Source organism: Jannaschia sp. R86511 (assembly GCF_042466345.1).
In the GTDB taxonomy this organism is placed as follows: Bacteria; Actinomycetota; Actinomycetes; order Actinomycetales; family JBBAYJ01; genus Aquipuribacter.
The window spans coordinates 479,389-491,453 of the sequence record NZ_JAXHCD010000001.1 but is presented as its reverse complement, the minus strand read 5'-3'; the positions used below and the strand labels follow the sequence as shown (position 1 = coordinate 491,453).

Annotated in this window: 10 protein-coding genes and 2 tRNA genes; 1 reads left to right on the top strand and 11 read right to left on the bottom strand. The window is 73.7% G+C overall.

The features are described from left to right. Window position 1: 1 nt before the first annotated feature. Together SJY06_RS02430 and SJY06_RS02425 are read right to left on the bottom strand one after the other, a co-directional pair. Entirely contained in the window at window positions 2–1,300 is a 1,299-nt protein-coding gene (locus tag SJY06_RS02430) for a hemolysin family protein (protein WP_380169662.1), read from the bottom strand. Window positions 1,301–1,462: 162 nt separating this feature from the next. Continuing rightward, window positions 1,463–1,879: a low molecular weight phosphatase family protein gene (locus SJY06_RS02425; RefSeq protein ID WP_380164267.1), complete on the bottom strand. Its 417-nt coding sequence runs from the start codon at window positions 1,877–1,879 to the stop codon at window positions 1,463–1,465. Between the two features lie 88 nt (window positions 1,880–1,967). Here SJY06_RS02425 and SJY06_RS02420 point away from each other — a divergent pair, with 88 nt between their 5' ends. After that, complete coding sequence (locus SJY06_RS02420) at window positions 1,968–2,573, top strand: GNAT family N-acetyltransferase (protein ID WP_380164265.1); 606 nt, start codon at window positions 1,968–1,970, stop codon at window positions 2,571–2,573. Between the two features lies 1 nt (window position 2,574). Here the strand turns inward: SJY06_RS02420 and SJY06_RS02415 are convergent. The 9 genes from SJY06_RS02415 to recF form a co-directional block, all read right to left on the bottom strand. Then, window positions 2,575–2,647 (bottom strand) — tRNA-Ala (locus SJY06_RS02415). A 34-nt stretch (window positions 2,648–2,681) separates the two neighbouring features. Then, the gene (locus tag SJY06_RS02410) at window positions 2,682–2,798 is read right to left on the bottom strand and encodes a DLW-39 family protein (RefSeq protein ID WP_380164263.1); all 117 of its coding nucleotides are present in this window, start codon (window positions 2,796–2,798) and stop codon (window positions 2,682–2,684) included. A 75-nt stretch (window positions 2,799–2,873) separates the two neighbouring features. Beyond that, on the bottom strand, window positions 2,874–3,611 hold the full coding sequence (locus SJY06_RS02405; RefSeq protein WP_380164261.1) for a M15 family metallopeptidase: 738 nt from the start codon (window positions 3,609–3,611) through the stop codon (window positions 2,874–2,876). 342 nt (window positions 3,612–3,953) lie between these two features. Beyond that, window positions 3,954–4,027: transfer RNA gene (locus SJY06_RS02400), tRNA-Ile, on the bottom strand. A gap of 59 nt (window positions 4,028–4,086) precedes the next feature. Next, entirely contained in the window at window positions 4,087–4,569 is a 483-nt protein-coding gene (locus SJY06_RS02395) for a DUF3566 domain-containing protein (RefSeq protein WP_380164259.1), read from the bottom strand. Window positions 4,570–4,865: 296 nt separating this feature from the next. Continuing rightward, window positions 4,866–7,517 carry a DNA gyrase subunit A gene (gyrA, locus tag SJY06_RS02390; RefSeq protein WP_380164257.1) on the bottom strand — a complete coding sequence of 884 codons (2,652 nt, stop codon included), beginning with the start codon at window positions 7,515–7,517 and terminating at the stop codon, window positions 4,866–4,868. Between the two features lie 85 nt (window positions 7,518–7,602). Next, window positions 7,603–9,561: a DNA topoisomerase (ATP-hydrolyzing) subunit B gene (gyrB, locus tag SJY06_RS02385; RefSeq protein ID WP_380169661.1), complete on the bottom strand. Its 1,959-nt coding sequence runs from the start codon at window positions 9,559–9,561 to the stop codon at window positions 7,603–7,605. Between the two features lie 576 nt (window positions 9,562–10,137). Then, window positions 10,138–10,680 carry a DUF721 domain-containing protein gene (locus SJY06_RS02380; RefSeq protein ID WP_380164255.1) on the bottom strand — a complete coding sequence of 181 codons (543 nt, stop codon included), beginning with the start codon at window positions 10,678–10,680 and terminating at the stop codon, window positions 10,138–10,140. After that, entirely contained in the window at window positions 10,677–12,062 is a 1,386-nt protein-coding gene (gene recF / locus SJY06_RS02375) for a DNA replication/repair protein RecF (RefSeq protein ID WP_380164253.1), read from the bottom strand. The genes SJY06_RS02380 and recF overlap by 4 nt, the downstream gene beginning before the upstream one ends. Between the last annotated feature and the right edge of the window lie 3 nt (window positions 12,063–12,065).

Here is a 12,065-nt window from a genome sequence, read left to right as displayed (position 1 = left end):
GTCAGTCGACCCGGTCCGCGACCGGTCGGACCCGGACCTTGGCCACCCGGCGGCCGTCCATCTCGACCACGACGATCTCGTGGCCCCCGGTCTCGACGGTGTCGCCGACCTCGGGGATGCGGTTGACGGTGGCCAGCACGAAGCCGGCGATGGTCTCGTAGCCCTCGCCGGCCGCGGTCAGGGCGAGGTCGAGGCCCGGCACGACGTCGCGCACGTCGTCGACGTGGGTGAGCCCGTCGACCTCGATGCTGCCGTCGGGCAGCGTCGCGCCGGGCAGCAGCTGGGTGTCGTACTCGTCGCGGATGTCACCCAGCACCTCCTCGACCAGGTCCTCCAGCGTGACGATGCCGGCGGTGCCGCCGTACTCGTCGATGACGACCGACAGGTGCACCGCGGCCTTTCGCATGGTGCTCATGGCGGTCAGCACCGGCAGGGACTCCGGCATGAGCGGGACCTCGCGCACGTTGTCGGCCAGCAGCTCCGAGCCGCGGCCCTGCCGGACCGCGCCGTACAGGTCCCGGACGTGGATGAACCCGACGACGTCGTCGACGGTCTCGCCGGCGACGGGGTAGCGGGAGTGCGGCCGGTCGACCGCGACGTCGAGCGCCTCGTCCACGGACAGGGAGCCGTCGAGGAACATGACCTCGGTGCGTGGCACCAGCACGTCGCGGACGGACTTGGCGGCCAGGTCGAGGGCCTCGCTGACGATGCGTCGCTCGTCCGGGTCGAGCGACTCGTGCTCCCGGACCAGCGAGCGCAGCTCCTCCTCGCCGATCTCCTCGCGGCTGGCGTTCGGGTCGCCGCCCAGCAGCCGCACCACGACGTCGGTGGCCTTGGACAGCAGCCAGATGACGGGGCGCAGGATCCGGGCGATCACGTCCAGCGGGCCGGCCGCCAGCAGCGACAGCCCCTCCGCCCGCTGCAGCGCGAGCCGCTTGGGGGCCAGCTCGCCCAGCACCAGCGACAAGCAGGCGATCAGCAGGGTGACCCCGATGAACGCCGTGGTCTGCGCCGCGCCCTCGCTCAGACCGAGCCGGACCAGGCCGGGGGCCAGGGCCGGCGCCAGGGTGGCCGCCCCGAACGACGCGGAGAAGAACCCCGTGACGGTGACCCCCACCTGCACCGCGGACAGGAACCGGTTGGGGTCCGCGGCCAGCCGGGCCACCCGCTCACCGCGTCCGCCGCGGCGTCGCAGCCCCTCGATCTGGCTGTCGCGCAGCGAGACCAGCGCGATCTCGCTGCCCGCGAAGAGCCCGCCGACGAGGATGAACACCAGGACCAGCGCCGCGTCCAGACCCATCCCGGTCACCGCCGCCCGGTCGGGCCGGCGGCGCGGAGGCCGCGCTCCCGGTCGCTGGTGGACGTCGGGGGCGGGCCGCCGGTTCGTGAGGGCATGGCCCGATGGTAGGCGGCGGGGTCGGCGCCGCCGCGGTCTGCGTGGGAGCGGATCAGGACCGGCGGATCAGGGGGCGCGCAGCTCCGCGGCCAGGGCGTCGACCCGGCGGGCGATGTCGTCGCGGACCAGCCGCATCCGCTCCTCGCCCTCGATCCCGCGCGTGGACGGCTCGTCCACGTCCCACACCACGACCCGCGTGCTATCGACGCCGTCGACGTGGGCCTCGGTGCCGACCACGACCACCAGGTCCGCCGCCGCCACGAGCTCGGCCGTGAGCTGGCGCGGGGACTCCTGCGAGATGTCCACGCCGACCTCCTGCAGCACCTGCACCGACAGCGGGTTGAGCGCACCGCCCGCCCGGGTCCCGGCCGAGGAGACGTCGAGGCCGACCCCCGCCTGCTGGCGCATCAGGCCGGCCGCCATCTGCGACTTGCCGCCGTTCTTGACGCAGACGAACAGGACGGACGTGGCCGCGGTGGTCATGGCTCCATGCTGCCGCAGCAGGCCGGCCCGTGCGGGTCCGCACCCGCGGTGGCTTGAGCCGGCCGCGACGGACTGCCAGCCTGCAGCCGTGTCGTCCCCCGAGGTCCTGGTGCTGCCGGTCCCCGGGCCGGAGCACGGGCGGGTCCGGCTGCGCGCCTTCGGGACCGGGGACCTGGCCATGGTCCTGGACCTGGCGACCGACCCCTACGTCCCCACCATCGGGTCGCTGCCCCGCGACACCGACGAGGCCGGCGGCCTCGCCTGGATCGCGCGCCAGCACGAGCGGGCCCGGACCGGCAAGGGGTTCTCCTTCTGCGTGACGGACCGTGAGACCGACGAGGCGGTCGGCGCCGCCGGTCTGACCCTGACCGCCCGGGAGCAGGGCCGCGCCTCCGCCGGCTACAGCATCGCCCCCCGCTCGCGCGGTCGAGGACTCGCCGCCGACGCGCTCGTCGCGCTGACCGGCTTCGCGTGGACCCGGCCGGACCTGCACCGGGTCGAGCTCTACGTCGAGCCGTGGAACGTGGCCTCGCTGCGCACGGCCGAGGCCGCCGGCTACCGACGGGAGGGCCTGCTGCGCGGGCACCAGGAGATCGGCGGGCGGCGCGTCGACATGGCGCTGTGGGCGGCGCTCCGGTCGGACGGGAACAGGCCGGGACCCCTTCGTGGCGAGACGAGAGGGACCCCGGCCTGAGTGGAGGCGAGGGGACTCGAACCCCTAACCCCCTGCTTGCAAAGCAGGTGCGCTACCAATTGCGCCACGCCCCCGGAGCCGTCCGGGTCGAACAGGTGCTGCGTCGGGTCAGACCGGGTCGGTCGCCTCGGCCCACAGCTGGGCCTCGTGGCGACGATCCGTCCACTTCCGCCACGCGGCGAGGGCCGCGATGCCGGCGAAGGCGAGGACGAGGACTCGCTTCATGCTGCTCCTCGGGTCTGACGGACGGGTGGTGCGTGCCAACTGTAGAGCAGCCCGGGAGGCGGCGACGACGGCCGTTCAGCCGCCGGTGGCCGAGAAGTGCTGCCAGTCCTTGAGCGTGCGGTAGTCCCCGCCCCAGGTCCAGCCGGCCTCGCGGAACGCGCGCACGGCGGCCGAGTCGTCGGCCAGCATGCCGGGCAGGACCCGCTCCCGGTCGGTGTAGGCGGTGGCGAGCTCGGGGATCACCACCCGGCCCCGGCTCCTGACGTACGGGTTGTGGAACGGGTTCACGTCCAGCGCCCGGCCGTAGGCGTGCTCCGACCAGCCCCCGCCGCCCACCGAGGGTCGGCAGACGAACGCCGACGTGACGTTGCCGTCGCCCGTGGGGGCGGCGTCGAGCTCCGCGGCCCCGATCACACGGACCTGCTCCAGTGGGAAACGCTCGGCGTGCATGGCCTCGAACGCCGCGACGACGGCGTCGACCGCGTCGACGTTGACCAGCAGCTCGCCGGTGTGGTGCCGGCCGTCGAAGCCCCAGAAGGCCACCAGCACCCGGCGCAGGTCCTCGGCCGCGACCGGGCAGCCCGGGACCCAGGTGGACCGGGCCAGCAGGTCGTCGGGCACCGGGCCGACCGAGTGCCGGAACTCCTCGTCCGGCGGCGGCGGCAGGACGTCCTCGGTGACGATGCGACGGTCGAGCAGCTCCGGCGGGGTGTCCTGCGGGTCGACCGGCCCGGTGCCGGCCCTGGCCAGGGCGCGGGTCCCCAGCCACGACGGCGCCGGGGTGGCCGCCCCGGTACCGGGCTGCCCGAGCACGGGCCGCGACGGCGTCGGTCCGGGCGCACCGCTCGGAGCTGCCCCGCCGGTCGAGGCCGGCGGGTCGGTCGGCCCCGGGGTCGCGGGCCCGGCTGACGCGGGCGCCGAGGTCGGCGGCGCGGCGGGGGAGGGAGCGACCGACGGGACCCCCGGGCCCAGGGTCGGGCCGGTCGACACGGTGGGCGACGGGGGTGCCGAACCCGGACCGGTGGCCTGGTCGACCGCCGGGCCGCAACCGGTCAGGACCAGCGCGACGGCCAGCACGACGGCGGGGGCCGCGGCCGGTGAGAGGACCGTCCCGACCGGCCGGCGACGCTGCCGGACCGACCGTGGACGGGGGGGTGGGCCTAGGTGGACTTGAACCACCGACCTCTTCCTTATCAGGGAAGCGCTCTGACCGACTGAGCTATAGGCCCGTGCGCTCGCGCGCCTGCTGAGGGTACCCGAGGTGGGCACCCCGACCGAAATCAGCGGCTCACTCGTCGGTGAGGGTGACGTGCAGCCCTCCGACCAGACCCGAGCTGATGTTGTAGACGAACGCGAACAGGGTGGCCAGGGCGGTCAGGATCAGCACGTTGGCCACCGAGATGACCACCGACAGCGACAGCATCCGCTCGAAGCCGACGTAGGAGTAGATGTCGAACTCGTCGCTGTCCCCGGTGACCTGACCGACGATGTCGTTGACGTCGGCGAAGACGCCCATGCCGTCCACGACGTTCCAGACCACCGCGGTGACGACGACACCGACGATGCCGAGGGCGACCGACAGCAGGAACGACAGCTTGAGCACCGACCAGGGGTCGAGGCGCGCCAGCGACAGGCGGGCCTTGCGGGGCCCGCGACGGACCGGGCGGGCGGCCGCCGGTCCGGGACGGGCACCCGGACGGGCCTGACCCGGTCGGGGCTGACCCGGTCGCGGCTGGCCGGCACGCGCCTGACCCGGCTGACCGGCCGGCACCGGGGCGCCCGGGCGGGGCTGGCCACCCCGGACCGGCTGACCCGGCTGACCCGGCTGACCGGGACGCAGCGGCGGCTGGCCACCGGTCGGACGGGGCTGGCCCGTCGGACGGGGCTGGCCCGGCTGCGGCGGCGCCGTCGTCGTGCGGACGGGAGCCGTGCCCCGTGGGGCGTCGGCCCGGTGCGGCCGCTCCCCCTGCGGGCGCTCCCCCTGCGCACGTGTGCCCGACGGTGCCTCGGCACCGCTCGGACGGGACCCCACCGCGGTGGGCGAGTTGGGACCAGACTCGGTCGTGCTCACCCGTCACCTCCCGTTACCTCGCGGGTCGAGCCGTCAGGCTCCTCGTCGGACGACGGTACCCCGTCATCCGTCGCTGCGGGCACTTCGCCCGGGTTCGCCACCTCGGCTGCGCCGTCGGCAGCACTTTCGGCCGCACCGTCGGCCGCGCTGTCGGCCTCGCCGTCGCCCGCGCTGTCGTCGTCGATGCGGACCTCGCTGTTCAGCGCGGCGCCGATCACGGCGTCGTCCTTGCCCGGCTTGGTCAGGATGACCCCGTAGGTGTCGCGGCCGCTGGAGCGGATGTCCGCCACGCGGGAGCGCATCACCCGGCCCGAGGCCATGATCACCATCATCTCGTCCCCGTCGCCGGCGATCAGCGACGCGACCAGGTCACCGCGCTCGTCGCTGGCCTTGGCCACCTTGATGCCGTAGCCGTTGCGGCCCTGCACCCGGTAGTCGCTGACCGGCGTCCGCTTGGTGTACCCGTTCTCGGTCACGACGATGACGTCACCGGTGGACCCGGCCGGCACGACGGAGGCGTTGAGCAGGTCGTCGTCGGAGCGGAACCGCATCCCGGTCACCCCGGAGGTGTCACGACCCATCGGGCGCAGCTGCTCGTCGTCGGCGGTGAAGCGGATGCTCATGCCCTTGCGGGACACCAGCAGCAGGTCGTCGCCGGAGTCGACCAGCCGCGCCGCGACCAGCTCGTCGCCGTCGCGGAGCTTGACCGCGATCAGCCCGCCGGAGCGGGGCGAGTCGTAGTCGGTCAGCCGCGACTTCTTGACCAGGCCCTGCCGGGTGGCCAGGACCAGGTACGGCATCTCCTCGTAGTCGGACAGGTCGACGACCTGGGCGATCCGCTCGTCGGGCTGGAACGCCAGCAGGTTGGCCACGTGCTGGCCCTTGGCGTCGCGCGCCCCCTCGGGCAGCTCGTACGCCTTGGCCCGGTAGACCCGGCCCAGGTTGGTGAAGAACAGCAGCCAGTGGTGGGTGCTCGTGGTGAAGAAGTGCTCGACCACGTCGTCCCCGCGCAGCGCCGCCCCCCGGATGCCGCGACCGCCGCGCCGCTGGGCGCGGTAGGAGTCGGCCCGGGTCCGCTTGGCGTAGCCGCCGCGGGTGATGGTGACGACCACCTCCTCCTCGGGGATGAGGTCCTCCATCGACACCTCGCCGGCGGAGGGGACGATCGTGGAGCGGCGGTCGTCGCCGTACTTGTCGACGATGGTCTGCAGCTCGGTGGAGACGATCTTCCGCTGCCGCGTCGGGGTGGCGAGGATGTCCTCGTAGTCGGTGATCTGGGCCGTGAGCTCGGCGTACTCGTCGGCGATCTTCTGCCGCTCCAGCGAGGCCAGCTGGCGCAGCTGCATGGCGAGGATGGCGCGCGCCTGGACCTCGTCGATCTCCAGCAGCTCCATCAGGCCGTTGCGGGCGTCCTCGACCGTGGCCGAGCGCCGGATCAGCGCGATGACGTCGTCGAGGTTCTCCAGCGCCTTGAGGTAGCCGATGAGCAGGTGCTGGCGCTCCTTGGCCTGCCGCAGCCGGTAGGCGGTGCGGCGCTGGATGACCTCGAGCTGGTGGGTGATCCAGTGGGTGATGAACCCGTCCAGGCTGAGCGTGCGGGGCACGCCGTCGACCAGGGCGAGCATGTTGGCGCTGAAGTTGTACTGCAGCTGGGTGTGCTTGTAGAGGTTGTTGAGCACGACCTTGGCCACGGCGTCGCGGCGCAGCACGATGACCAGCCGCTGCCCGGTGCGCCCGGACGTCTCGTCGCGGATGTCGGCGATGCCGGACAGCTTGCCGTCCTTGACCATCTCGGCGATCTTCTCGGCGAGGTTGTCGGGGTTGACCTGGTACGGCAGCTCGGACACCACCAGGCAGGTGCGGCCCTGGATCTCCTCGACCTCGACGACCGCGCGCATCGTGATCGAGCCGCGACCGGTCCGGTAGGTGTCCTCGATCCCCTGCTTGCCCATGATCACGCCGTGGGTGGGGAAGTCCGGGCCCTGGACGCGCTCCATCAGCGCGTCCAGCAGCTCCGGGCCGGACGTGTCCGGGTGGTCCAGCGCGTACTGCACCGCGGCCGAGACCTCGCGCAGGTTGTGCGGCGGGATGTTGGTGGCCATCCCGACGGCGATGCCGGCCGAGCCGTTGACCAGCAGGTTCGGGAACCGGGACGGCAGGACCAGCGGCTCCTGGGTGCGGCCGTCGTAGTTCTCGCCGAAGTCGACGGTCTCCTCGCCGATGTCGCGGACCATCTCCATCGCGATGGTCTGCAGCCGGCACTCGGTGTACCGGGGGGCGGCCGCGCCCTGGTTGCCGCGGGAGCCGAAGTTGCCCTGCCCGTCGATCAGCGGGTACCGCATCACCCAGTGCTGGACCAGGCGGACCATGGTGTCGTAGATCGCCGTGTCGGAGTGCGGGTGGTACTGGCCCATGACGTCGCCGACCACGCGGGTGCACTTGGAGTGCTGCCGGTCCGGGCGGTACCCGCCGTCGTACATCGCGTACAGCACCCGGCGGTGGACGGGCTTGAGCCCGTCGCGGACGTCCGGCAGCGCCCGGCTGACGATCACGCTCATGGCGTAGGCCAGGTAGGAGCTCTGCATCTCCGCCTGGATGTCGACCGGCTCGATCCGGTCGCCGGGCGGGATCTCGGTGGTGTCGGTCACGCTGCGGTGCCTCCGTCGGGGGTGTGGCTGTCGGCCGTGGTGCGGTGGGCCCGGGGTGCCTGCGCTCGGTCAGGCCGGTCAGGCGTCAGATGTCGAGGAAGCGGACGTCCTTGGCGTTGCGCTGGATGAACGAGCGGCGGGACTCGACGTCGTCACCCATGAGCACGCCGAACATGGCGTCGGCCGCCGCGGCGTCGTCGAGCGTGACGCGCAGCAGGGTGCGGGTGGCCGGGTTCATCGTCGTGTCCCACAGCTCCTCGTAGTTCATCTCGCCGAGACCCTTGTAGCGCTGGATCGCCTGGTCCTTGGGCAGCCGCTTGCCGGACGACGTGCCCGCCTGGACCAGCGCCTCGCGCTCGCGGTCGCTGAACACGTACTCGTGCTCGGCGTTGGTCCACTTGATCCGGTACAGCGGCGGCTGCGCGAGGAACACGAAGCCGGCCTCGATCAGGCCCCGCATGTACCGGAACAGCAGCGTGAGCAGCAGCGTCCGGATGTGCTGGCCGTCGACGTCGGCGTCGGCCATCAGGACGATCTTGTGATAGCGGACCTTGGAGACGTCGAAGTCCTCGCCCACGCCCGCGCCCAGGGCCGTGATGAGCGCCTGGATGGCCTCGCTGCCCAGCGCGCGGTCCAGGCGGGCCTTCTCGACGTTCAGGATCTTGCCGCGCAGGGGCAGGATCGCCTGGGTCTCGGGGTCGCGGCCGTCGATGGCCGAGCCGCCGGCCGAGTCGCCCTCGACGATGTAGATCTCGCAGCGGGCCGGGTCGTTGGACTGGCAGTCCTTCAGCTTGCCCGGCATGGAGTTGGACTCCAGCAGGCCCTTGCGGCGGGTGGCCTCGCGGGCGCGCCGGGCCGCGACCCGGGCGGCGGCCGCCTGCTGGGCCTTGCGGATGATGTCGCGGGCCTCGCGCGGGTGCGCGGCGAACCAGTCGCCGAGGGAGTCGCCCAGCACCTTCTGCACGTAGCTGCGCGCCTCGGTGTTGCCCAGCTTGGTCTTGGTCTGGCCCTCGAACTGCGGCTCGGCCAGTTTGACGCTGATGACGGCGGTCAGGCCCTCGCGGATGTCGTCACCCGTGATGGTCTCGTCCTTCTTGAGCATGTTGTTGTCGCGCGCGTAGCGCCCGACCAGCCCGGTCAGCGCGGCCCGGAAGCCCTCCTCGTGCGCCCCGCCCTCGTGCGTGTTGATGGTGTTGGCGTAGGTGTGCACGGACTCGCTGTAGGCCAGCGTCCACTGCATCGCGATCTCGACGCTGATGTGCTTGTCGTCGGCCTCGGCCTCGAAGCTGAGCACCTCGTCGTGGACGGGGTCGCTCTTCTTGGAGGAGTTGAGGTGCTTGACGTAGTCGACCAGGCCGCCCTCGTAGCGGTACGTGGTCCGCATCTCGCGGGAGGCGTCGCTGCGGTCGCCGCCGTCGACGACGTCCTCGCCGTCGGTGACGTGGGCGGTGCGCTCGTCGACGATGGTCAGCTCGAGGCCCTTGTTGAGGAACGCCATCTGCTGGAACCGGCTGCGCAGGGTCTCCGCGTCGTACTCGACGGTCTCGAAGATGTCCTCGTTGGCCCAGAAGGTCACCGAGGTGCCGGTGCCTTCGGTGGGCTCGCCCCGCTCGAGCGGGCCGGTGGGCACGCCGTCGACGAAGGACATCCGCCAGTGGTAGCCCTGCCGGCGGACCTCGACCTCGAGCCGCTTGGACAGCGCGTTGACCACGCTGACGCCGACGCCGTGCAGGCCGCCGGAGACCGCGTAGCCGCCGCCGCCGAACTTGCCGCCGGCGTGCAGGACGGTGAGGACGACCTCGACGGCCGGCTTCTTCTCGACCGGGTGCATGTCGACCGGGATGCCGCGGCCGTCGTCGACGACGCGCACGCCGCCGTTGTCCAGCAGCGTGATCTCGATCGAGTCGCAGTGCCCCGCCAGCGCCTCGTCCACGGAGTTGTCGACCACCTCGTAGACCAGGTGGTGCAGACCCCGGGGACCGGTCGAGCCGATGTACATGCCGGGGCGCTTGCGGACGGCCTCGAGACCCTCGAGGACCGAGATGTTGCTGGCGTCGTAGCCGGACGCGGAGTCCGGTGCCGCCTGGTCGGGTGCGGTGCTGGGGGAGGACTCGGAAGTCGGGTTCCCGTCGGTCACGCGGCAAGGCTCCTCAGATGGCGGACAACCCTCCTAGTCTACCCCGGCGGCGTCGACGGACCCGACCGTCCACACCGGTGGTCGTCGTTCTGCGGCCCTGCACGGGCTCTCTCGCCCGCGAGACCCCCGTTCGCGTGGGGACCCCCACGACGGCCCCGCCGGCGGCGAAGACGCCGTGGCCGTCAGGGGCGGGCGGCGGGCGGCACGGCAAGCGGCTCTGCAGCGGCGCGGCGGGCGGCGCGGCGGGCGGGCGGCGGGCGGCGGGTCGGGCGGCGGGTCGGGCGGCGGGCGGCGGGCGGCGGGTCGGGCGTACCGACCGACGACACAGGAGGGGCCCACGGGCGGTCTCGCCCGCCGGGACCCCGTCTCGTGTCGCTGGTCGGTACGCGGCCGCGGCCCAAAGGCCACCCCGCCCGCCGACCGGACCGCCGCCGACCGGACCGCCGCCGACCACCCCGCCGACCGCACCGCCCACCACGCTGGTCAGCCGTAGGTGTCGCGGGCGCCGCGGCCGCGCACGCTGAGCCGGCCGCGCTTCCACGACGGGGCGTCGGGGGCCAGGACCTCGATGTGGCCGACCACCCCCTCACCCACCACCTGGTCCAGACGGCGGCGCACGTCGGGGACGAGCAGGCGCAGCTGGGTCGCCCAGGCCGTGGTGGCCGCCCGCACGGTCAGCGTGCCGTCCCGGAAGCCCGTCGGCACGCAGTGCTCGGACACCTCGGGACCCACGACCTCGGTCCAGCGGCCCATCACCCCGCCCACCGCGACCGCGTCGGTCCAGCCCGCCGCCGCGACCAGGCCCTCGGCGACGGCGCCGATGCCCGCCGGGTCACGGCCGTCACGGCCCGGCCCGGACATCGTGACCTCCCGACCGGCCCGCCACCGTCCGGTCGTCCGAGCCCGTCCGGCCAGCGCCCCGCCGGGCATCCCCGGCCGCAGGCCCCGGGCCCGGGCCGCGGCCAGCGCGCGCTGCCAGGCCAGCCCGACGGCGTCCGGCTCGGCCTCGGCCGGCGGCTCGCTCACGGCTGCACCGGCGGATCCGCGGGCTGGGACCGCGTCCCGACCGACGCCTCGGCGGGCAGCTCCGTCGGCTCGACCGGCGTCTCGGCGAGCTCGTCCGGCGTCTCGACGAGCTCGTCCGCCGTCTCGACGACCTCGTCCGCCGTCTCGACGGGCTCCACCGGTGCCGCCGGCGGGTCCACGGGCTGCTCCGCCGGGCCCTCGACCGCGCCCTCCACGGTGCTGATGCCGCTGGCCGGGTCCCGCCGGACCCGCAGCACCCGGCCGACCAGCTCGGCGGGGACGTCCTCGGCCACGGCCGCGGTGACCACCACCTGCTCGGCCTGCACGGCCCGGGACGCGAGGTGACGCCGACGCCGGACGTCCAGCTCGGCGAACACGTCGTCGAGCACCAGCACGGGCTCGCCGTCCTCGCCGCCCGTGTCGCGCAGCAGGTCGAACGACCCCACCCGCAGGGCCAGGGCCGTCGACCAGGACTCGCCGTGGCTGGCGTAGCCCCGGGCCGGCAGCCCGTTGACGACCAGGTCGACGTCGTCGCGGTGCGGTCCCACCAGCGTCGTGCCGCGGTCGAGCTCGGCGCCGCGGGCCTGCTGCACGGCCGCCAGCAGCATGTCGCGCAGCTGCTCGCGGTCGGTGGGCGGGACGGGCAGGGCCGAGGTGTCGGCCGAGCGCACCCCCGGGTGCAGGCCGCGGGCCCGGTAGGCCGTGGTCAGCGCCCCGGGCACGCCCGACACGTCGGCGTAGGCCTGCTCGGCGTACGGGCTCAGCTGCTCGAGGGTCTGCAGCCGGGCGTGCAGCAGGTCCGCCCCGGTCTGGGCCAGGTGGGAGTCCCACACCTCCAGGGTGGCGAGCAGGCCGTCCCGTGCCTCGCCCCGCAGGCCCCGGCCGTTCTTGAGCAGGGTGCTGCGCTGGCGGACGATGCGCTCGTAGTCCGACCGGACGCCGGCGAAGCGCGGGCTGAGCGCGACGAGCAGGTCGTCGACGAAGCGGCGGCGCTGGTCCGGCTCGCCCTTGACCACCGCCAGGTCCTCGGGGGCGAAGACCACGGTCCGCAGCAGGCCGAGCACCTCGCGCGGGCGGGTCGGGGACTTGTTGACCCGGGCCCGGTTGGCCTTGCCGGGCGTGATCTCCAGCTCCAGCAGCGCCGCCCGACCGCCTCGGCGCAGCCGACCGCGGACCACGGCCCGCTCGGCCCCCGCGCGCACCAGGGCCGCGTCGGTGGCCACCCGGTGGCTGCCGAGGGTGGCCAGGTAGGCGAGCGCCTCGACGACGTTGGTCTTGCCCTGCCCGTTGTCGCCGACCAGCGTGGTGACGCCGGGTCCGAGCGGGACCTCGGCGACCGGGTAGGACCGGAAGTCGGTCAGCGACAGGTGCTCGACGTGCACGGG